Raw genomic sequence first — 20,551 nt, forward strand, 5'->3', positions numbered from 1 at the left:
GTTCAACCTGGAGCGCGCCGGCCACATCTATACGCGGATCTCAAATCCGACGACGTCCGTGCTGGAAGAGCGCATCGCGGCGCTGGAGGCAGGCGTCGGCGCGATCGCAACCGCCAGCGGCATGGCGGCGCTGCATCTGGCGATCGCCACGCTGCTCAACGCCGGCGATCACATCGTCGCCTCATCTTCGCTCTACGGCGGTAGCATCAATCTGTTGGCGCATACGCTGCCGCGCTTCGGTATCACCACGACGTTCGTCAAGCCGCGTGCCCATGACGAGTTTCGCGCCGCAATCCGCCCCAATACACGGCTTGTGATCGGGGAGACCATCGGCAATCCCGGCCTCGAAGTGCTGGATATCCCGGCAATCGCGGCGATCGCGCATGAGGCCAAAATTCCGCTTCTGATCGACAACACCTTTGCAACGCCGTTTCTCAGCCGGCCGATCGAACTCGGCGCCGATATCGTGATGAACTCGGCGACCAAATGGCTCGGCGGCCACGGCATCGCGATCGGCGGCGCGCTGGTCGATGGCGGCGGGTTCGATTGGCACGCCTCGGGCAAGTTTCCGGTGCTGACCGAACCTTATGCCGGCTATCATGGCATCGTCTTTGACGAGCAATTCGGCAAGGCCGCCTTCATCATGCGCGCCCGCACCGAAGGCTTGCGCGATTTCGGCGCTTGCCTGTCGCCGATGAACGCCTTCCAGCTTTTGCAGGGCATCGAGACGCTCGGCGTGCGCATGGAGCGCCATATGAGCAATACGCTCGGCGTTCTCGAATTCCTCAACTCCAACAAGGCCGTCGATTGGGTTCTGCATCCGGCACTTGAAAGCCATCCCGATCACGCCCTCGCCAAAAAGCTGCTGCCGCGCGGTGCAGGCTCCATCGTCTCCTTCGGGATCAAGGGCGGACGCGCGAGCGGCAAGAAGTTCATCGAGACGCTGAAGCTGATCAGCCATCTCGCCAATGTCGGCGATGCCAAGACGCTGGTGATCCATCCCGCAAGCACCACCCATCAGCAGATGGACGCCAATCAATTGGAGGCCGCAGGGATTGGCGAGGAACTGGTACGGCTATCGGTCGGTATCGAAGCCGTGTCCGACATCATCGACGATCTCGGCCAGGCGCTGCGCGCCTCCCAGAAGGTTTAACCCATGCAGCTGATAGTCAACGGCGCGCAGACATTCGTGGCCACCGGCGGCAAGCCGTTCGATAAGACGCTGCCTGCCGTGGTGCTGCTGCACGGCGCGGGTTTCGATCATTCGAGCTGGGCGCTGCACAGCCGCTGGTTCGCCCACCACGGCTATTCGGTGTTGGCGCCGGACCTGCCCGGCCACGGCCGCTCCAAAGGTGCGGCGCTGGCAAGCATCGCCGAGATGGCGGACTGGACCGCCGCTTTGCTCGATGCCGCCGGCGCAAGCAAAGCCCGGCTTGTCGGCCATTCCATGGGATCGCTGATCGCGCTCGAGACTGCCGCGCGCCATCCCGACAAGGTCGCAGGCTTGAGCCTGATCGGCACTGCCGCGACGATGACGGTCGGGCCGGATCTCTTGAAAGCCGCCGAAGCCAACGATGTGGCGGCCATCGACATGGTCTCGATCTGGGGGTTAGGCTTCAAAGCTGAACTCGGCGGCAGCCTCGCGCCGGGGCTCTGGATGCATCAGGGCGCACAGCGCGTGCTGCAGGCAACCGCGCCCGGCGTACTCTATCGCGACCTCAATGCCTGCAACGCGTACCAGAATGCGCTTGCGGCCGCCGCACAGATCAGGGTGCCGACGACGGTGATCCTCGGCGAGCGCGACATGATGACCCCGGCCAAGGCCGGCAAGGCTCTCGCCGCCGGGATATCAGGTGCGCGAACGATCGTGCTGCCCGGCGCCGGCCACATGATGATGGTGGAGCAGCCGGACGAACTGCTGGCGGCGCTGCAGTAGCGCCGATCGGGTCCTTCTCGACATTCGCTTCCCGCGAGCGAGATCAAGCTGCATACGAATTCCAGTCTCGCCGTTTACCCATCGTTATCGATGACCGACACCGCAGGCGGCCTTACGTCTGGTTGCAGTTAGCGATTGCTTTCGATGCTGAGTGATTGAGATGGCGTACCGCGAATTTCCGGCTCAAACACTGCCTTTGCAACGAAAATCAAGCGGTTGCCGACAAAAGCGGCACGGCCGATCTTAACGCCGTTCTCAGTCTTTCGTGGTACGCAAACGAAAAATCCTCGTGTCTTTCGGGAACGGCGGGACAACGACAGTGCGGCGTCATAAAGATCGATCGCCCCGACCCAACGGGGGACGCTGGCGGATTGCGCGGCTGTTGGCGGCAATTCGCTACGACCTGTCCTGGCGTTTCTCGCGTCCGGGCGCCCTGCGACAACGTTTCGAGCGGGCGATTGCGAACTTGCCGCAAGGCATTTGCCTGTATGACGCCGACGACCGGCTTCACCTGGTCAACGAACAGTTCTGCCGGATCTACAACCAGCCGATGAGCCGGCTTCGCACCGGGATGAGCCTCTACGACGTGCTCGCCGACAGTTGCTCGCTCGGTAACTATCCGGGCCGCACCGTCGACGAGATCTATGCGGCACGGCGAGCCTTCATCGATCGCCGGGAGAAAGGAATCTTCCTGCAGGAGCTCGGCGACGGCCGGCTCATCGCCATCCACCATCAGCCGCTGGAAGACGGCGGCTGGGTTTGCACCTACGAGGACATCACCGAGCGGCGGAAAGCCGAAGCCCAGGTCGAGTTCCTGGCGCATCATGACAGCCTGACCGAACTTCCAAACCGACGTTTCTTCACGGATCGGCTCAATCAGGCGGTCACGCACTCGGTTTCAGGCAACAGCTGCGCCTTGTTGTGTCTCGACCTCGATGGCTTCAAGGACGTCAACGACCGCCTCGGGCATGCTGCCGGCGACATCCTTCTGAAGAATGTCGCCATGCGCTTGAAGGACGCCGTTCGCGGCACGGATACCTGCGCCAGGCTGGGCGGCGACGAATTTGCGATCCTGCTGCCGGATTCGTCGGCGCCAGATGCGCTTCGCCTCGCCAATGGATTGGCCCACATACTTCGGCAGCCCTATTTTCTGGGCGCATTCGGCTCTGCCGAGGTTGCCGCGAGCATCGGCATTGCCGTGGCACCGGATCATGCCGCCACCGCCGACGAGCTGATGCTCAAGGCCGACCGGGCGCTTTACAAATCCAAGAACGCGCGACTGGGTCAGCCGGTCGTATTCGATCGCACACTCGATCTTGCATCGGGCGCAGAAGCACCTCCAGCGCGCAATCCCGTTGAGAAAAGAACGGGCGGAGCCGAGCCGCGGGAAATCGCGCACGACCTCGCGCAAGCACTGCAATATGGTGACGGACTTTCCCTGCACTATCAGCCGATTTACGATGCGACGAGCGGTCAGCCGGTCGCCGTCGAGGCGCTGGCACGCTGGACCAGCCCGGTTCGGGGTCCTGTTTCACCGCTCGAATTTGTCCGCGCGGCTGAGCAGAGCGGACTGATCGACGAACTTTTCAAATGGGTCCTGGGGACGGCATGCCACGAAGCGGCGCATTGGGAGGATGACCTCAAGGTCAGTGTCAATCTATCTCCTGTCAACTTGCAACGGCCCGACCTGCTCATATCGATCGAGACCGTTCTGAAGCAAACCGGCCTGCCGGCGCGCAGGTTGATCCTGGAACTGACGGAAGAGACGGCCGTCGATCAGACCAGCAGCGCGGCGGAACGCTTGCGCGAACTTTCTTCCAGCGGCATCGAAATATGGCTCGACGATTTCGGCTCCGGATACGCCAATTTCGAATATCTCCAATACCTGCCGTGTCACGCCATCAAGATCGACCGGGGCTTTCTCGCCGAATACGAAAAACGCCGGCAATTGCTCGGCGGGATGATCAATCTTGCCCACGGCTGTGGCGTGAAAGTCGTCGTGGAAGGCGTCGAAACAGCCGAACACCAGGATATGCTGCGAAGCCTTGGTTGCGACATGATGCAGGGATTCTTTTTAGCCAAACCGGTGCCGGCAGATCAGCTCAAGGCAGTCCTTGGACGGGGTCTGCCCTATCATGAAAGCCGTTCGATCGCGCCTCGCGCTACACTGTTCGCCGGTTCGAGTCCGGCGAAGACACCGACGTAGGCGGCTCAAAAGCTACGGCGCGGCCGACTGCCGCGCCGCCACCTTGCGCTCAATCGGGTGAATGTCGATCTCGCGCAGCCTTCCCAGCCGCAACACATCCATCTTCAGCGTGCGGCCGATCCGGTCGCGGTCGAGCACCCGGATCAGATCGTCGACGCCATGGATGGCGACGCCGTCGAGCCTGATGGCGACATCGCCCGGCAAAATCCCGGCACGCGAGGCCGGCCCGTCCGGCTCGATCTGGGCGAGCAGCGCGCCCATCTTGTTCTCGACGCCGGCGATCACGGCATGGCGCCGCGGCACCGGCACGGTCTGGCCGGACACGCCGATATAGGCGCGGCGGACATAGCCGTGGCGGATGATCTCCGACAGCACGAATTGCGCGGTGTTGCTCGCCACCGCAAAGCAGATGCCTTGCGCACCTGATATGATCGCGGTGTTGATGCCGATCACTTCGCCCGCCGACGACACCAGCGGGCCGCCGGAATTGCCGGGGTTGAGCGCCGCATCGGTCTGGATCACGTCCTCGATGGTGCGCCCGCTCACCGATCGGATCGAGCGGCCGAGCGCGGAGACGACGCCGGCCGTGACCGTCGATTCGAAGCCGAGCGGATTGCCGATCGCAACCACCAGCTGGCCGCGGCGCAGATTGCGGGAATTGCCGAGCGACGCGTAGCGCAGATCCCGCGCGCCATCGGCGCGGAGCAGCGCCAGGTCGGTATCGGGATCGACGCCGAGTACGCGGGCGTCGGTGACGATGCCTTCCATATCCTGCAACCGGATCTGCCGGGACGAGCCGACCACGTGGCTGTTGGTCAAAACCAGGCCGTCGGGCGAAATCACGATTCCGGAGCCGAGGCCGCCGCGCGACCGGGCCCCTCGCGTCCGATCGCCGGTTTCGACCCGAACCACCGCGGGGCCGACGCGTTCGGTCACGCCGATGACCGCGTTTGAATAGGCATCCAGCAACGGCTGATCGCCATCCGGCGCCGCGACGGGCGTGGCGTCCGCGTCAGGGCCGGCCGAATCGTATTGGGTGAAATCCAGCATGGTCAAAATCCTTTGGCCCGCTCAGATGGGGACGACGAGCAGCCCTCGCAAGAGCAGCGTTTTGGGCTAAGCTACCGGACGGACGGGGATATTTCAGATGATTTCTGTTTTGGAAGAACGCGCCGTCGATTTTGAGAGCACGGCGCGCATCGCTACCGAAGCGTTTGGATCGAAAGACGTCGTCTTTTCGGCGTCGCGGATGAAGTGGCTTTACGAGCGCGGCTTCGGCGCGGGAGCCGCGGTGCTGGCTGCTTTCGACGATGACAAGAAAATCGGCCAGATCGTGCTGCTGCACCAGAAGGTCCATCTGGACGGCAACCCCGTGAGCGCCACGCAATTGATCGATCTCTTCATCCTGCAGCCCTATCGCTCGCCGGCGCTGGTCCGCCGCCTCTACCAGGAGGTCGAACGGCTATGCGAAGCGAATCATATTCGCATCATCCTTGGTCTGCCCAATCCGATCTCGGCTCCTCTGAACGCCCGGTTCATGAAACTGCGGCCCTTCCACCTACTGCCCGTGCGCGTCGGATTCTCCCTGAGGCGGCCGCAGAGCCCGCGCGTGCGATTTTCGGCCTCGATCAAGTCGATGACGCGAGATGAAGCGATCGAACGGCTATCGACCTTTGCAACGCCCGCCGACGAAAACGGCCCTTACTGGGACGCCGAAACCTTGTTCGAGCGCATGAACGATCCGACCTACGATTATGCCGTGCATGCGACCGCCGACTTGCTGCTGGTGTCGTCTTCACGAGAAAAACGCGGGATCAATCTCGTCTTACTATGCGGATTCTTTGCGCGGCCGGGCACGGCCGCGACCTCAGGCGAGGTCAACGCGTTGATCCGCGCGGCCTGCCGTCTCTGGAAGCATCGGGTGTTTGCCTATGCAGGGATCAACAAGAGTCTGCCGCGGCTACCGGGATTTGCGATCCCATCCCGTTATCGTCAGCCGATCCTGCTTCAGCTCCGCGACACCGCCTCCACGGCGATGCCGCGCTTCGACCATTTTCAACTGATCGATTCCGATTTCGTCTAGTATTGCCGCCTAGGTCACACCGAGACGGGCGAGCAAAACGTCGCTCTGTTGGGCCAGCGCGGCAGCATTGGCCTGATGCACGACTTGGCCCGTCTCCAGCACATAGACCCGATCAGCGACATCGAGCGCGCTGTAGAGGTTCTGCTCGACAAGCAGGATCGAGAGCCCCTCGCGCTTGAGATCGCGCACGATGCCTTCGAGATGCTGCACCATCACCGGCGCTAGCCCCTCCGAGGGTTCATCCATCAGGATGAGTTCCGGATCGATCATCAGCGCGCGTCCGACCGCGAGCATGCCGCGCTCGCCGCCGGAGAGCTGACCGCCGCGGTGGTGACGCCGTTCGGCGAGCCTCGGAAACAGCGCGAAAACCCGCTCCAGCGTCCAGCCATCCCTGGCACGCGCGCTCTTGAGCATGGTCAGGTGCTCGGTCACGGTCAGCGAAGGGAAAAGCCGCCGCCCCTGCGGCACGATTGCGATTTTGCGGCCGGCGATATCGTGCGGCCGCAAGCCGATCAGGCTTTCGCCGCGCCAGGTGACCGAGCCCGAGCGAATTTGTGGCGGCGTCAGCCCCATGATCGAGCGAATCAACGTGGTCTTTCCCATGCCGTTGCGGCCAAGCACCGCTACGATTTCCCCCGCGCCGACGTCGAGCGACACACCGCGAACCACGACCGCCTCGCCATAGCCACTGTAGAGATCACGAACCTCAAGCATGGCGCGGCCGCCCCAGATAGACTTCCTGCACCTGCTTGTTGCGTCTGATATCGTCCGGCGCCTCTTCGACCAGCACGCGGCCTTCGAACATGCAGGTGACGCGATCGACAAGCCCGAGCGCCAGGTCCATGTCGTGCTCGATCAGAACCACCGTGATATCGCGTCCGAGCGCGCGGATGATCTCAGCAACCATCGAACGTTCCGAGGGCGAGAGGCCGGCGGCCGGCTCGTCCAGCAGCAGCAAGCGTGGCGACGTCACCAGCGAGAGCGCAATCTCGAGCTGGCGCTGTTCGCCATAGGACAAATCACTCACCATCACCTCGGCGCGACCGGCGATCCGTACCGCTTCCAGCGCCGCCGCAATTTGCGAGCTTTCATCGGCATCGGCATCTGGTTCGCCGAACAGCGAAAACTTGCGCGGCGAACGGCCGCGCAGCGCCAGCACCATGTTGTCGTGCACCGAAAGCCGCGGAAACAAATTGGTGATCTGAAAGGTCCGCGACACTCCGAGGTGCGCGCGCCGGTGCGGCGACAGGCGCGTGATGTCGTGACCGTCAAAGGCGATTTTTCCCGCGGTCGGCGGCAGGACGCCGGCAATCGCGTTGAACAGCGTGGTCTTGCCGGCGCCGTTCGGGCCGATGATGGCGCGGCGCTGCCCCTGCGGCACGGTGAGGCTGACGCCATCAACCGCGCGCAAGGCGTCGAACGCGACGACGACATCGGACAAGGTGAGTATAGGCTCGGACACGACAATTACCGTTGGTGCCGGATGCGGGACAGTCCGCATCCGAACGAAGATCGTTGATCAGGCTTTCTTGATGCCCTGGAAAGTGCGCGAATAAGGCGGCTGCTTCATGTAGGTTTCTGGATCGTATTTCCAGAACTGCGAGACGCTCGGATAGCTCGCGATCGGCACGTTCCAGTATTTGCCATCGGCGCGCTTGACCACCTTGCGGATCTGAACGTCGTAGATCGGATTGCCATAGGCATCCAGCTTCACCGTTTTTCCAAGCGGCGATCCCGTGAGCTCGGTCTTCAGCACAGTATCGATAAAGGCATCTCGGTCTTCGACCTTGCCACCCATCTTTTCCAGCGCTTCGGCAACCCACATGATGCCGGAATACATAGAGAAGCCGTAGAGCGAGGGAATCTTGCCGTACTTGGCTTCATAGTCCTTGGTGAACTTCGCTGTCACCGGATTGTCCGAGCCTTCGGCGAAATGCGCGGCCGCGACGATGCCTTCGCATTCTTCACCGAGCGTTCGGATCACGGACTGGTCGGTGGCATTCATCGCCCCGAGCAGCGGGATTTTTCCCTTCAGGCCGAAGCTCGCATACTGCTGGATCAGGCGCGTCGCATCCGCGCCGGTTTCCATGGCGAAGATCGCGTCGACCTTGAGGTCCGCGAGCTGGCCGAGATACGGGCTGAAGTCGGCAGTGTTGAGCGGATGCCAGAACTGTTGCACGATTTCGCCGCCACCCTCGGTGAAGACCTGCGCAAGCCCACCGCACTGCTCGTGGCCAAACGTGTAGTCCTGACTGATAGTCGCGATCCTCTTATAGCCTTGCTTCAAGCACCAGTCGCCGAACGGATGCGTAAAGGCGCTCGCGGAATAGCCGGCGACGCGGATCACGTTCTTGATGCGCTGACGTTGCGTCAGATCGTCGGCGGCGATGATCGGAATGAAATAGGGCGTGCCGGTGCCTTTGACGTAGTTGGCAACGGCGAGGCCGGTGTTGGCGAGCAGATCGCCGATCAGCATATGGCAATTGCCCTGCTCGACCAGCCGCCGCGCCTTCTGCAACGCCGTGTCGGGATTGGACGCATCGTCTTCGATCGAAAGTTCGACCTTGCGGCCGGCAATCTGATAATTCACGGACTCCAGGTAAAACTGGACGCCCTCGACCATCTCCTTGCCGCCCGAGGCGACGACGCCGGTGAGCGGCGCGAGCAGACCTATCTTGATCGGGGCGGCCTGGGCTCGCGCACGCCATGGAATTGCGCCGGTGCTGGTGGCAGCGATCGCGGCGGTGGAGTTTTTAAGGAATTGCCTGCGGTCCATTTCAATGTCCCCTTTAAACGATTACTTGCCTTTATAACTGTCCTTGCCGCCGGTCCGGCCCGTCAAAATGACGCGCAGCGTGCCGATGATACCTTCCGGCGCAAAGATCATGATGACGATGAAGGTTAAGCCCAGCACGGTCTGCCAGCGCTCGGTATAGGCGCTGACGACGTTCTCGAGCGTGATGATGGCGGCGGCGCCGACGAAGCCGCCGAACAGCGTTCCGACCCCGCCCGCAATCATCATCAACACGCCCTCGACCGATTGCGCGAGTGCGACCGTCGACGGGCTGACGAAGTTGTTGAACATCGCATAGAGCGCCCCGGCAATGCCGGCAAAAAACCCCGACACCGCAAAGCCCACGAAAAGATGCAGCGGCACGTTATAGCCGAGGCTCTTCATGCGGCTTTCGCTGTCGCGGATGCCGAGCAGCGTCAGCCCAAACGGCGAGCGAACGAACCGCCACATCGCGTAGCTGACGAATGTGGTCGCGACCAGCACCGCCCAGTAGAAGGCGCGATGCCCGACCAGAAGTGCCGGCCGCACGTCGCCGCGCATGCCGTTCTCGCCGCCGGTCACCTGCGTCCAGCGCAGGCAGATGCCCCACACGATCATGCCGAGCGCGAGCGTCAGCAGCAGGAAATAGACGCCGGAGGTGCGCACCGCGAGCAGCGCAAAAATGATGGCGACGGCTGTCGCCGCGACGATCCCGAGGCCCAGGGCCGCCGCAGGCGGCAGGCCGGCCTGCGCCGAAGCGTAAACCACCACATAGCCGGAGACCCCGAAGATCGCGCCGTGGCCGAGCGAGGTGCGTCCGGCAAAGCCCGCGAGAATATCGATGGACATCGCGAGCATGCCGAAGATCAGCATCTCGGTGGCGAGCCCGACCTGATAGTTCGAGAGAACAAACGGCAGCGCGGTGGCAGCCGCCAGCACAGCGAGAACGACCATGACGGCGCGTCCGGTCATGCCGGCGATCTTCATCTGCTGCGTCGGCACGCCGGTCATGTCGTGGCCGCCTTGCCAAACAGGCCAAGGGGACGAAACGCCAGCAACAAGGCCATCGGGCCGAAGATCACGAAGTATGCGAGTTCCGGGAACATCACCTGCCCGAGCGTATTGAGCAGACCGACCAAGAGACTGCCGACGCCGACGCCGACGAGGCTGCCGCGGCCGCCAATGATGACGATGGCGAGACTAAACACGAGAATTTCGGCATCCGCAGACGGGTAAAGCGACAGGAACGCACCGCCCATCAAGCCACCGAGGCCGGCGAGCGCCGAGCCGAGCAGAAACGTCACGAGAAAGACGCGACGGATGTTGACGCCGGAGGCTTCCACCATCTCGGCGTCGTCGACGCCGGCGCGGATAAGCGCGCCGAGCCGTGTGTGATTCAGCAACAACCACAGGCCGGCAAAGACGACGATGCCGGTCACCAGCACGAACAGGCGGTAGGTCGGATAGAACGTGCCGAACACCCGCATGCCGCCCTTGAGCATTTGCGGGATCGGCACCGTAAAACTGTCGCCACCCCATATCACCAGCGCCATGTCGTTGACGACGAAGGCAAAGCCCAGCGTCAGCAGCACCTGGCGCAGCTCATTGCCACGGACGAAGCGCAGCAGGCCCTGATCGAGCACAAAGCCGACCGCCGCGACCGCGGCCATCGCGCCGAGACCACCGAGCGCAAAGCTGCCGGTCCGGCTCGCGATCGCAAACCCGATATAGCCGCCGAGCAGATAGAGCGCGCCATGCGCGAGATTGACGATGCGCAGCAATCCAAAAATCAACGTAAAGCCGCTCGCGACGACGAACAACAGCGCCGCGAAGGTCAATCCATTGAGAAGCTGGAAGGTGCTCATCCCTTTACGGCGCTTTCGGTTCTCTAGTGTCCACTTTCCGTAGTTCGTGCTCTATCGCAGCACCCACCTTTCACGAACTTCGGAAAGTTATGGACACTAGCAAACGTTATTAATTCTAGTACCGCTTATCGTTCTGAAGTCCCTGATCGGACTCGCAGCTGGCTTTGCAGGGACTTCAGATCGGCGGTACTAGCTTGAGATACCAGTCGAGAATCTGCTCACCGGTCATGAAGGCGACATCGGGCCTTTGCCGGATCACCTCGAAGATGCGGCGGAAATATTTGGCGCGATGCGGCGCGCCCATGATGTAGGGATGGATCACGAGCGCCATGATGCGGGCGGAATCCGCCGCATCCTCATAGATCTGCTCGAACTGGTCGAGCGCGCGATCCTGATATTCGCTGGCCTTGTGATGCTGGATCAGCATCATGGCGACATCGTTACACTCCTGGGTGTAGGGAATGTTGACGATCGGCGTCGTCTTGGTCTTGAGCCACACCGGTTGATCGTCAAGCACCCAGTCGGCGACGTAATCGTAGCCTTCCGCCTTCAAAAGGTCCGGCGTCTCCCAGGTCTCGGTGAGGCCGGGGCCGAGCCAGCCGCGCGGGCGCTTGCCGGTCGCCTTTTCGATCGCGTCGGCGGTCCTGCGAATGTCCTCGCGCTCGTTCTCCACCTTCTGCATGTTGCGCTGGGTGAAGCCGTGGCCCATGAATTCCCAGTTACGCTGCTTCGCCGCCTTGACGATCGCGGGATAGGCCGCTAGCGCCGAGCCGTTGATCGCAAGCGCCGCCGGCAGCTTGAAATCGTCGAAGGTCTTGAGCAGCCGCCAGAAGCCGACGCGGTTGCCGTATTCGTGCCAGGCCCAGTTCGGGATGTCGGGCGACGGCGATCCGCCGGCCGGCGGCGTCAAGACCGTGCGCGGCATCGGCGAATTGATGTCCCATTCCTCGACATTGACGATCACCCACACTGCCATGCGCTTGCCGTCGGGCAATTTCAACGGTGCGCGTTCGGATATCGGCGAATAGGAAATGCGTTCGGTCGGCTGCATGGTCGAACTCAGGATTCGGGTGGCGTGATGGTGACGGTGAGCGACGGCAATCCGTCGATATGACAGGTGATGAGATCGCCCGGCACGACGGGTCCGACGCCTGAAGGCGTTCCAGTGTAGATGAGGTCGCCCGGCTCGAGCCGGACCTGCTTCGACAATTGCGCGATGACTTCCGCCACGCTCCAGATCATCTGGCCGATATTGCCGCGCTGGCGCTCCTCGCCATTGACCGAAAGCGTGATCGCGCAGTCCTTGAAATGCGCGGGATCGCGGACCTGCGCGATCGGCCCGCATGGCGCCGAGGCATCAAAACTCTTGCCGACTTCCCAGGGCAGGCGCATGTCGCGGGCGTCGAACTGGCGATCGCGGCGGGTGAAGTCGATGCCGACCGCATACCCCCAGATCAGGCTGTTCGCCGCGTCGACGGGAATGTCACGGCCACCCTTGCCGAGCGCAACGACCAGTTCGACCTCGAACTGGAAATTCGCTGTGAACGGCGGATAGGGAACGCGGGCGCCATCGAGCACGATCGCATCACGCGGCTTCTGGAAGAAGAACGGCGGATCGCGCTCGTCGGCTTCCTTCATCTCCCGGATGTGATCGAGATAGTTGCGGCCGACGCAATAGATGCGGCGAACCGGAAAACTGCCGCCGCCGGCAACCGCGGCCTCGGTCGCCACCACCGTCGGCAGCGCGTGCGGAGCCAGCGCACTCATTTCTTTTGGCCCTGATACCAATTGAGGATCTGCTCGCCGTTCCAGTGCACCACGCCCTCGTGCTTGTTCACGTAGTCGTAGATCTGTTCGAGATACTTGATGCGGAACGGCTGGCCGGAAATGTAGGGGTGGATCGCGATCGACATGATTTTCGGGCGCTCCTTGCTCTCGGCATAGAGGCGATCGAAGCTGTCGATGGTCCGCCGCAACAGGTGGTCGCTGTCGTGATGTTGCACCAGCATCATCGGAATGTCGTTGAGCTCGACGGTGTAGGGCAGCGTCACCAATGGGCCCTTCCCGGTCTTGATGTCAGTCGGCTCGTCGTCATAGACCCAGTCGCCGATATATTTGACGCCGGCTTCCGCCAGATTCTCAGGCGTATCTAGCGTCTGGGTCAGGCCCGGCCCAAGCCAGCCGACCGGCCGCTTGCCGGTGAACTTTTCGATCACCTGCATCGAGCGCGCGATCATCGCCTTCTGGTCGGTTTCTTTATGGATCGGTCCCTGCTCATAGGCATGGCCCATGAATTCCCAGCCGGCGTCCTTGGCCTGCTGTGCCACGCGCGGATAGTCCTCGCAGACGCGCGCGTTGATCGAGAGCGTCGGCGCGATGTTGAGTCTCTTGTAGAGATCGAAGAACCGCCATACCCCGACCCGCATGCCATATTCGTGCCAGCTCCAGTTCGGCACGTCCGGCAGCAGCGGGACTCCGGTCGGCGCCGGCAGCACCTGCCGCGCCATCGGCTTGGAAATATCCCACACCTCGAGATTGACGATGGTCCAGACGATCATGCGCGCGCCATCAGGCAATTTCAGCGGCGGGCGGTCGACGATCGCGGAATATTCGACGCGCTCGCGTGGAAGCATGGGACCGGTCATGGCGGTTACCTCTTCTGACTCAAGAAAAGCAAAGGCATCATGCTGCGTTGGTGTTGCGCGGGGCAAGCCCTTCCAGCGCCATTACTTCGTCGATGTTCATCACCGAGCCGAACGCGGTGCGAATGCACGCCAGTCCCGCCGCATGAAGTTCCGGCCCGTCCATGCTGTCGACGCAGTCTTCTACCACGATCACGGCATAGTCGCGCACATTGGCCGCGGTTGTCGTGGCCAGCACGCAGGAGTTGGTATTCACGCCGGTGATCAGCAGCGTGTTGATGCCGTGGGAACGCAGCAGGAAGTCGAGATCGGTTGCAAGAAAACAGTCGTAGCGCTTCTTGGTGTTGACGATGAAGTCACGCGAATCCAGCACCTGCGGCATCACCGTGCAGCCGGGCCCGCCGATGATGTTGTGCCGCATCGCGTTCTTGCGCGTGTTGCCAGGTTCCTCGGCGCGGCTGCGCCAGAACGGATTGATACGGATTTCCTCGACATCGCGGTACGACGTCACCTGATGAATGACGGGAATGCCCACGCTGCGGCACCAGTCGAACAGGCGCTTGTTGGCAGCAAGGACGCGCGCGGCGACATCGGGCGTTGTCGGCATGGTTGCAACCGACATATCGAGATGGCCGCGGTGCAGGTCTATAGCGACGACCGCTGCCTTGGGATGATCGACGCCGAGATTGATGGCTGATTTCATGGCACGCCTCATACGAGAGGATTGATGGAAGTCTTCAATAGCGCAGGTTGGTCAATGCCAAAGCGATCGGCGAGCCAGTCGGCCAGCACTTCCTGGCCGATCGTTGGATTGTCATGCTGACAATGTTCGGCGCCGGTCTCCTCGGGATCGAGGATGCGCAAGGTCGCGTCGACGCCGTTGGCCTTGGCGTAATCGTAGGTCGAGCGCGCCGCGGTCACCGTCAGCACGTCGTGGCCGCCATGCAGCACCAGATACGGGCATTTCATGTGCTCAAGATGGCCCTTGAGCGTGAACGGCTTCATCAATTCGTGGGCGTCGTGCATCGATTTGGCGCCGAACACCCAGCGGATGTGCATGGCGAGACCAAAATCGTCGCCCTTGGTGCCCCACATGTCATGCACCGACCAGATCGCGCCATGTGAAATGACGGCGGCCAGCCGATGCTCGTAACAGGCGGCACGCGCGGCGTAATAGCCGCCCATGCTGGAACCGCACACCGCGATCCGCGACGTGTCGACGTCGTCACGCTTCTCCAGCCAGTCGATGCATTTGCCGATCGGCACTTCGCTGTCATGGCGGGTATAGATCTTGTGTCGCCGCAACGTACCGCCCTGCCCGGGCCCGTCGATCATCAAGACGGAAATGCCGCGTTGCAGGGCGCCGTGGGCCTGCATGAACCACATCTCGTCCTTGATCGAATCCAGTCCGCCCATGCAGATCAGCACCGGCAGCCTCTCTCCCGGAAACGGCGCGCGGATGAAATAACCGCAGAGCGGCTTGCCCGGTTCATAGGGGATATCGACCACCTCGCCCGGCGGATTGAGATAGGAGATGAACTTGTGCGAGCACGCCTCCATCTTCTCGAAGGTCGGCAGCCGCCGCGCATCGTCCGGTTCAAGATGGAATTCGGCTTGGCGATAGTAATCCGCCGCGCGCAGGAAGCAGTTCATCGCGGTGCGGATATGGCCGGCCTGCTCCTCGGCGAGACCGCGCTTCCAGTTGCGGTCGGCGATCCGCATCCATTCGACATGCCAGCTTTCGAGATCGCCCGGGATCATTCGTGATCCCGCCTGCATGATCTCGCTGACGGCGCCACCGCCCTCCTGGCTTTCGCCCAGCCCACGGCGGAACTGATAGGCGAGCCAAGGATGTTCCGGCCAGTGGTGCCAACCGAACGGCTCGTAATGCGGATTGCGGTCCGCGGTAATCTCTTCGATGGCGTTTTCGCTGATTTCCGACGTGCTTTGCGCCATCGACCTCACCCAACCCTTCTTTATTGACGCCATGGTTCGACAAAGTGGAAAGCGAGTCAATAGAGATTACATACACTTTTGAAAGTGTATCGGCACCCAGGTGTCCATGATCGCCAAAAAATCTGGATTTTCAATCAACATCTCTGATATGATTCTGGAAGTGTATACACATCAGCAAAACGGACCCCCTCCGGGATGACGGAATCGATGGAGCAAACGGCGGAAGTCACGGCAGGCGGCGCGCGCGCCGGCAACCGCGCACTGTCGGTGATGGACCGCGTTCGTGAGGCGATACTCGGCGGCGCCGTCAGCGCCGGCGAGCGGCTCAATGAGGTCCAGTTGTCGAAGACATTGTCGGTGTCGCGCACGCCGGTGCGCGCGGCATTGCAGGCGCTCGCCGGCGAAGGGCTGCTCGACTACGCGCCGAACCGTGGCTTCACGGTGCGCGAATTCCCCCTCCCCGCCATCGTCGATGCCTATGACATCCGCGCCGCGCTGGAAGGCGTCGCGGCGCGCTTTGCCGCCGAGCGCGGACTTCCAGCGAAAGAGCGCGAAATCATCGAGCGCGCCTTGGCCGCCGGCGATAAGCTGCTGGAGCGCGGCGCGTTCGAGGCCGGGGATCTCACGATCTATCGCGACATCAATGGCGATTTTCACGATGCGCTGCTCGCCGCCGCCGGCAACCGCATGCTGAGCGAAATGATCCGGATCTGCCATCACGTGCCGGTATCGTCGACCCGCAATATCGTGGTGTTCGAATATCATGATGTCCGCCGCCGCCACGACGACCATCACCGCATTTTCGAGGCGGTGATGGCACGCGAGCCCTGGCGCGCGGAGATGCTGATGCGCGAACACGTCGCCAGCATCAAGACCTCGCTGGTCGGATATTTGAGCGAGCGCAAGACCTACCCTTCCGGACCGCAAGCAGCGGACGAGAGCCTGTAAGCGCTTGATCTTGATGTTCGGCCCGCTATATCGGGGTTTTACCGAAAACCTCCGAGAGCCGAGACGATGACGACTGCCGACCCCGCCATTGAGACCAAGGCGTTCCAGGCCGAAGTTTCCGAACTTCTGAATCTGATGGTGCATTCGGTTTATTCGGAAACCGATATCTTCCTGCGCGAATTGATCTCGAACGCTTCTGATGCCTGCGACAAGCTGCGATACGAGGCCATCAGCCATCCTGCGCTGATCGCCGACGGCGAGGCCCCCAAGATCCGCATCATTCCGGACAAGGGCGCCAATACGCTGACCATCGCCGACAGCGGCATCGGCATGGACCGGCAGGAACTGATCGACGACCTCGGGACCATCGCCCGCTCCGGGACCAAATCCTTTGTCGCGCGCCTGAAGGACGCCAAGGACGGGCTCGGCCTGATCGGCCAGTTCGGGGTCGGGTTCTATTCTGCCTTCATGGTTGCCGAGCGCATCGTCGTGATCAGCCGCCGCGCGGGCAGCGAGGAAGCCTGGACGTGGTCCTCGGAAGGTGGCTCCGGCTTTGACATCGCACCAGTTGGCCTTACGGATGCGCAGGCTCCCAAGCGCGGCACGAACATCGTGCTCCACCTGAAGAAGGACGCCGCCAAGTATCTCGAGACCTTTCAGATCGAGCGCATCGTCCGCGCCTATTCGGACAACATCCAGTTCCCGATCGAATTGGTCGACGACAAGGGCGAGGCCAAGCAGATCAATTCGGCCAGCGCGCTATGGCAGCGGCCGAAATCGGAACTGACGCCGGACGATTACAAAGAGGCCTACAAATCGATTGCAGGTGCCTTCGACGAGCCGGCGATGACGCTGCACTACCGCGCCGAGGGCCGCTATTCCTACGCGGTGCTGCTGTTTGCGCCGTCGACCAAGCCGTTCGACCTGTTCGACCCCGAACGCAAGGCGCGCGTGAAACTTTACGTGCGACGCGTGTTCATTACCGACGATGCCGATCTTCTGCCGGCTTACCTGCGCTTCGTCAGAGGCGTCATCGACAGCGAGGACCTGCCGCTCAACCTGTCGCGCGAGATGCTGCAGAACAATCCGCAGCTCGCGCAAATCCGTAAAGCGGTGACCGGCCGTATCATCGGCGAGCTCGAGACGCTCGCCGACAAGCAGCCGGAGAATTTCGCGAAGATCTGGGAGGCCTTCGGCCCCGTCATCAAGGAAGGCATCTACGAGGATTTCGAGCGGCGCGAGAAGCTGCTGGCGCTGTCGCGCTTCACGACGACATCAGGTGAAAATCGCACGCTCAAGCAATATGTAGCCGACCTCAAGCCGAACCAGACCGAGATCTATTTCCTGGCCGGGGACAGCCTCGAACGGCTGAAGAGCAATCCCAAGCTGGAATCCGCAACCGCCCGTGGTATCGAAGTGTTGCTCCTCACCGATCCGGTCGACGCATTCTGGAGCTCGGCGCCGCTCGAGTTCGAGGGCAAGCCGCTGAAGTCGCTAAGTCAGGGCGATGTCGATTTCTCGCTGATTCCGCTCACCGACGACAGCCAGAAGGACGAGAGCAAATCCGGCGCCGACGAGGCCGATATCATCGCAGCGATCAAGCTGCACCTCGGCGATCGCGTCACCGACGTGCGGGCCTCGCAGCGCCTCACCACAAGCGCATCGTGCCTTGTCGCCGGCAGTCACGGTCCTGACCGCGAGCTGGAGCGGCTATTGGCGCGGCAGAATCGCGGCGCCGGCACCAAACCCATTCTCGAAATCAACCTGCGTCATCCGCTGGTGACTGCTATCGCGAAGGCCGGCGCTGACGCAGCCGATCTCTCGTTCCTTCTTCTGGAACAGGCGCAGATTCTCGACGGCGAGTTGCCGGAAGATCCGGCAGCGTTTGCCGGCCGCCTCAATCGGCTGGTGGTCCGATCCTTACATTAGCGTCCCGGATAGGCTGGCGGTTTTTCGAAGGGGTGAAAAAAACCGCCGAGTGAGAGGTGTTGGCGCGAGCCACAGCGGCGCTTATGATGACGGCAAGGACGTTAAGGAAACGCCGCCATGCAGCACTCATTCGATCGCGCCGCCGAGGACCTCGGCAATTCCATCCATCTCGAACATGTCAACGTGCAGGTGCCGGACCAGCGCCTGGCCACGCTGTTTTACGTCTCGGGCCTCGGATTGACGCGCGATCCCTATCTGATGACGTCCGATGACAACATGTGGATCAGTGTCGGCCGCAGCCAGTTCCATCTGCCGAGCGGCAGGGCGCAGGTGTTGCGCGGCTATACGGCGCTCGTGATTTCCGGCCGCAAGGCTCTGCTCGAACGCTTGACCTCCGTCGCCCCGAAGCTCAAGGACACGAAATTCGCGTTCAAGGAGCACAACGACTATGTCGAGGCGATTTGTCCCTGGGGCAATCGCATTCGGTGCTTAGAGCCGGATGTGGCGCGTTTTGGGCGCATCACGCTCGGCATTCCCTTTGTCGCGTTCGACGTTCCCGTTGGCCACGCCAAGGGCATTTGCGATTTCTATCCCAAGATCATGGGAATGCCGGCGCACTTGAACAACGGCGACGGCACGGAGGCTTCCGTGGAGGTCGGCAATAACCAGCATCTGCTGTTTCGCGAGACCGACACCCCGCAAGCCGAATATGACGGCCATCACGTCCAGATCTACATCACGAATTTTTCCGGACCGCACCGTGCGCTTGCCGAACGCAACCTGATCTACAGCGAGGATAACCCCTATCAATACCGCTTCCGCGATATCGTCGATCTCGCGAGCGGCAAGAAGCTCTTTACCCTGGAGCACGAAGTGCGCAGCGCCACGCACCCGATGTTCCTGCGCCCGCTCGTCAACCGCAATCCCGGGCAAAACAACCGCAACTTCGCCGCCGGCCACGATCAATGGCTGTGGGCGATGGGGCCGGAACAGTACGACGGCTAGTTCCCGGCCACGCCGGCGGGCCTTTGATCGCGAAGTTTAGTTTTCGGTAAGCCTATCGTGAGACTCTAGCGCCAGTTTGTTGCGTTGGAGTACCCGGTGACTGAGTTTGAAGAACTGCGCCAGCTCGCAGCCCAGACCCGACATTTCATAGGCGCGTCTCAGGACAAGGTTCTGGCCTTGAGAGCCGTCTACCAAGCCCATGACGTCGTTCTGGGCATATTCCCCGCCAACGACGGCATTGGATTGCACGTCATCAAGGGCGATGCGATCCTGCAGGAGATCGCCGATACCGGCGCCCAGCTCGACTACAGCCACACTGCGATCGCGCTTCCGACCCGCGAACAGGCGATCACCCTGCAAAGGCTGCTGAACTAGGCCAGACCGCTAGCCTGTCGGCGATTTGGCGGTGTTGACCGCCAGTTGAGCGGTGAAGGCCCGTTTGTAGGCAGGCCGCGCTTCGCCACGCGCAACATACGCCGCAAGGTTCGGGTATTCATCCAGAATGCCCGATGACCGCAGCCTGAGCAGCACCGATACCATCAGCAGATCGCCGGCGCTGAACGCACCATCGATCCAGTCGGCACCGCCCAGATGGGCGGAAAGTTGCTTCAGCCGGCAGCGAACGCGATCCGCGACCAAAGGCAAGCGTTCCTGATACCAGGGCTTGTCAGCTTCCAGCAGCCTAGCGGTTGCAAGTTCGAGGATCGGCGGCTCGACCGTATTGAGCGCGGCAAACATCCAGGTGATCGCGCGCGCCCGGGCGTTGGCGTCAGCCGGCAAGAGGCCCGCATGGCGCTGCGCGATATGGAAGACGATCGCGCCGGTTTCAAAAAGAACGAGATCGCCTTCCTGATAGGTCGGTATCTGGCCAAATGGATGAAGCGCCAGATGCGCGGGTTCCTTCATGGCGCGGAACGAAACGAGCCGAACTTCGTAGGGTTGGCTGACCTCCTCAAGCGCCCACCGAATACGGGTGTCACGTGCCAATCCCTTACCGCCGTCCGGTGATTGTTCAAAGGCGGTGATGGTGATGGTCATCCTCTGCTCCTTCTCGGCAGGGTCATCCGCCGTTGGATTTCATCCAATGCGAGATGATCTTTCAAGCACGGCAAGCGAGACGGCGAGCAGCAATGCGTCCGACGCCGGAGGCCGCGATCATCGCGCGAGCCAGCACCCGTCTCGTTTTCATTCCCGGCAACTCTCTGCTA

At 62.0% G+C, this 20,551-nt stretch carries 20 protein-coding genes; 8 read left to right on the top strand and 12 right to left on the bottom strand.

All coding sequences use genetic code 11. The annotated features are described in order from the left end of the window. The 3 genes from VFL62_RS09660 to VFL62_RS09670 all read left to right on the top strand — a co-directional run. The coding region (locus tag VFL62_RS09660) for an O-acetylhomoserine aminocarboxypropyltransferase (protein ID WP_325172146.1) at nucleotides 1–1,153 on the top strand (1,153 nt) is incomplete at its 5' end. A 3-nt stretch (nucleotides 1,154–1,156) separates the two neighbouring features. After that, a complete protein-coding gene (locus VFL62_RS09665; RefSeq protein ID WP_325172147.1) occupies nucleotides 1,157–1,936 on the top strand; it encodes an alpha/beta hydrolase in 780 nt (259 codons plus the stop codon). 382 nt (nucleotides 1,937–2,318) lie between these two features. Then, entirely contained in the window at nucleotides 2,319–4,142 is a 1,824-nt protein-coding gene (locus VFL62_RS09670) for a putative bifunctional diguanylate cyclase/phosphodiesterase (protein WP_325172148.1), read from the top strand. A 12-nt stretch (nucleotides 4,143–4,154) separates the two neighbouring features. Here the strand turns inward: VFL62_RS09670 and VFL62_RS09675 are convergent, their stop codons facing one another. Beyond that, nucleotides 4,155–5,192 (bottom strand): S1C family serine protease, encoded by a 1,038-nt coding sequence (locus tag VFL62_RS09675; RefSeq protein ID WP_325172149.1) that lies wholly within the window; start codon nucleotides 5,190–5,192, stop codon nucleotides 4,155–4,157. Nucleotides 5,193–5,289: 97 nt separating this feature from the next. On the opposite strand from VFL62_RS09675, the gene VFL62_RS09680 reads away from it, so the two are divergent. Next, on the top strand, nucleotides 5,290–6,225 hold the full coding sequence (locus VFL62_RS09680; protein ID WP_325172150.1) for a GNAT family N-acetyltransferase: 936 nt from the start codon (nucleotides 5,290–5,292) through the stop codon (nucleotides 6,223–6,225). 9 nt (nucleotides 6,226–6,234) lie between these two features. On the opposite strand, the gene VFL62_RS09685 is transcribed toward VFL62_RS09680, so the two are convergent. The 10 genes from VFL62_RS09685 to VFL62_RS09730 form a co-directional block, all read right to left on the bottom strand. Then, nucleotides 6,235–6,939, bottom strand: a complete 705-nt coding sequence (locus VFL62_RS09685; protein WP_325172151.1) for an ABC transporter ATP-binding protein — start codon at nucleotides 6,937–6,939, stop codon at nucleotides 6,235–6,237. Next, a complete protein-coding gene (locus VFL62_RS09690) occupies nucleotides 6,932–7,687 on the bottom strand; it encodes an ABC transporter ATP-binding protein (protein ID WP_325172152.1) in 756 nt (251 codons plus the stop codon). The genes VFL62_RS09685 and VFL62_RS09690 overlap by 8 nt, the downstream gene beginning before the upstream one ends. 57 nt (nucleotides 7,688–7,744) lie before the next feature. After that, a complete protein-coding gene (locus tag VFL62_RS09695) occupies nucleotides 7,745–9,001 on the bottom strand; it encodes an ABC transporter substrate-binding protein (protein ID WP_325172153.1) in 1,257 nt (418 codons plus the stop codon). A gap of 21 nt (nucleotides 9,002–9,022) precedes the next feature. Then, entirely contained in the window at nucleotides 9,023–10,009 is a 987-nt protein-coding gene (locus VFL62_RS09700; protein WP_325172154.1) for a branched-chain amino acid ABC transporter permease, read from the bottom strand. Next, complete coding sequence (locus VFL62_RS09705) at nucleotides 10,006–10,863, bottom strand: branched-chain amino acid ABC transporter permease (RefSeq protein WP_325172155.1); 858 nt, start codon at nucleotides 10,861–10,863, stop codon at nucleotides 10,006–10,008. The genes VFL62_RS09700 and VFL62_RS09705 overlap by 4 nt, the downstream gene beginning before the upstream one ends. 175 nt (nucleotides 10,864–11,038) lie before the next feature. Beyond that, on the bottom strand, nucleotides 11,039–11,914 hold the full coding sequence (locus VFL62_RS09710) for a polysaccharide deacetylase family protein (protein WP_325172156.1): 876 nt from the start codon (nucleotides 11,912–11,914) through the stop codon (nucleotides 11,039–11,041). Between the two features lie 8 nt (nucleotides 11,915–11,922). Further along, nucleotides 11,923–12,630, bottom strand: coding sequence for a fumarylacetoacetate hydrolase family protein (locus VFL62_RS09715; protein ID WP_325172157.1), 708 nt, complete (start codon nucleotides 12,628–12,630; stop codon nucleotides 11,923–11,925). Then, on the bottom strand, nucleotides 12,627–13,508 hold the full coding sequence (locus tag VFL62_RS09720) for a polysaccharide deacetylase family protein (protein WP_325172158.1): 882 nt from the start codon (nucleotides 13,506–13,508) through the stop codon (nucleotides 12,627–12,629). Before VFL62_RS09720 ends, VFL62_RS09715 begins: the two co-directional genes overlap by 4 nt. A gap of 37 nt (nucleotides 13,509–13,545) precedes the next feature. Continuing rightward, the gene (locus VFL62_RS09725) at nucleotides 13,546–14,208 is read right to left on the bottom strand and encodes a cysteine hydrolase (RefSeq protein ID WP_325172159.1); all 663 of its coding nucleotides are present in this window, start codon (nucleotides 14,206–14,208) and stop codon (nucleotides 13,546–13,548) included. A gap of 8 nt (nucleotides 14,209–14,216) precedes the next feature. Continuing rightward, a complete protein-coding gene (locus VFL62_RS09730) occupies nucleotides 14,217–15,461 on the bottom strand; it encodes an alpha/beta hydrolase family protein (RefSeq protein ID WP_325172160.1) in 1,245 nt (414 codons plus the stop codon). Nucleotides 15,462–15,656: 195 nt separating this feature from the next. Here VFL62_RS09730 and VFL62_RS09735 point away from each other — a divergent pair, with 195 nt between their 5' ends. From VFL62_RS09735 to VFL62_RS09750, 4 genes are all read left to right on the top strand, one after another. After that, nucleotides 15,657–16,409: a GntR family transcriptional regulator gene (locus tag VFL62_RS09735; protein WP_325172161.1), complete on the top strand. Its 753-nt coding sequence runs from the start codon at nucleotides 15,657–15,659 to the stop codon at nucleotides 16,407–16,409. Nucleotides 16,410–16,475: 66 nt separating this feature from the next. Then, on the top strand, nucleotides 16,476–18,338 hold the full coding sequence (gene htpG / locus VFL62_RS09740; protein ID WP_325172162.1) for a molecular chaperone HtpG: 1,863 nt from the start codon (nucleotides 16,476–16,478) through the stop codon (nucleotides 18,336–18,338). A gap of 117 nt (nucleotides 18,339–18,455) precedes the next feature. Next, nucleotides 18,456–19,343 (top strand): hypothetical protein, encoded by an 888-nt coding sequence (locus VFL62_RS09745; RefSeq protein WP_325172163.1) that lies wholly within the window; start codon nucleotides 18,456–18,458, stop codon nucleotides 19,341–19,343. Nucleotides 19,344–19,439: 96 nt separating this feature from the next. Further along, on the top strand, nucleotides 19,440–19,718 hold the full coding sequence (locus tag VFL62_RS09750; RefSeq protein ID WP_325172164.1) for a hypothetical protein: 279 nt from the start codon (nucleotides 19,440–19,442) through the stop codon (nucleotides 19,716–19,718). Between the two features lie 9 nt (nucleotides 19,719–19,727). Here VFL62_RS09750 and VFL62_RS09755 read toward each other — a convergent pair whose 3' ends face one another. Beyond that, the gene (locus VFL62_RS09755; protein ID WP_325172165.1) at nucleotides 19,728–20,381 is read right to left on the bottom strand and encodes a glutathione S-transferase family protein; all 654 of its coding nucleotides are present in this window, start codon (nucleotides 20,379–20,381) and stop codon (nucleotides 19,728–19,730) included. Between the last annotated feature and the right edge of the window lie 170 nt (nucleotides 20,382–20,551).

This window comes from Bradyrhizobium sp., from assembly GCF_035701725.1.
Taxonomy (GTDB): domain Bacteria; phylum Pseudomonadota; class Alphaproteobacteria; order Rhizobiales; family Xanthobacteraceae; genus Bradyrhizobium.

Excerpts from the sequence above, each read along its gene's own strand:
- VFL62_RS09665 (WP_325172147.1), top strand. The coding sequence starts at position 1,157 with ATGCAGCTGATAGTCAACGGCGCGCAGACATTCGTGGCCACCGGCGGC.
- VFL62_RS09675 (WP_325172149.1), bottom strand. The coding sequence starts at position 5,192 with ATGCTGGATTTCACCCAATACGATTCGGCCGGCCCTGACGCGGACGCC.
- VFL62_RS09680 (WP_325172150.1), top strand. The coding sequence starts at position 5,290 with ATGATTTCTGTTTTGGAAGAACGCGCCGTCGATTTTGAGAGCACGGCG.
- VFL62_RS09685 (WP_325172151.1), bottom strand. The coding sequence starts at position 6,939 with ATGCTTGAGGTTCGTGATCTCTACAGTGGCTATGGCGAGGCGGTCGTG.
- VFL62_RS09695 (WP_325172153.1), bottom strand. The coding sequence starts at position 9,001 with ATGGACCGCAGGCAATTCCTTAAAAACTCCACCGCCGCGATCGCTGCC.
- VFL62_RS09700 (WP_325172154.1), bottom strand. The coding sequence starts at position 10,009 with ATGACCGGCGTGCCGACGCAGCAGATGAAGATCGCCGGCATGACCGGA.
- VFL62_RS09705 (WP_325172155.1), bottom strand. The coding sequence starts at position 10,863 with ATGAGCACCTTCCAGCTTCTCAATGGATTGACCTTCGCGGCGCTGTTG.
- VFL62_RS09710 (WP_325172156.1), bottom strand. The coding sequence starts at position 11,914 with ATGCAGCCGACCGAACGCATTTCCTATTCGCCGATATCCGAACGCGCA.
- VFL62_RS09715 (WP_325172157.1), bottom strand. The coding sequence starts at position 12,630 with ATGAGTGCGCTGGCTCCGCACGCGCTGCCGACGGTGGTGGCGACCGAG.
- VFL62_RS09720 (WP_325172158.1), bottom strand. The coding sequence starts at position 13,508 with ATGACCGGTCCCATGCTTCCACGCGAGCGCGTCGAATATTCCGCGATC.
- VFL62_RS09725 (WP_325172159.1), bottom strand. The coding sequence starts at position 14,208 with ATGAAATCAGCCATCAATCTCGGCGTCGATCATCCCAAGGCAGCGGTC.
- VFL62_RS09730 (WP_325172160.1), bottom strand. The coding sequence starts at position 15,461 with ATGGCGCAAAGCACGTCGGAAATCAGCGAAAACGCCATCGAAGAGATT.
- VFL62_RS09735 (WP_325172161.1), top strand. The coding sequence starts at position 15,657 with ATGACGGAATCGATGGAGCAAACGGCGGAAGTCACGGCAGGCGGCGCG.
- htpG (WP_325172162.1), top strand. The coding sequence starts at position 16,476 with ATGACGACTGCCGACCCCGCCATTGAGACCAAGGCGTTCCAGGCCGAA.
- VFL62_RS09745 (WP_325172163.1), top strand. The coding sequence starts at position 18,456 with ATGCAGCACTCATTCGATCGCGCCGCCGAGGACCTCGGCAATTCCATC.
- VFL62_RS09755 (WP_325172165.1), bottom strand. The coding sequence starts at position 20,381 with ATGACCATCACCATCACCGCCTTTGAACAATCACCGGACGGCGGTAAG.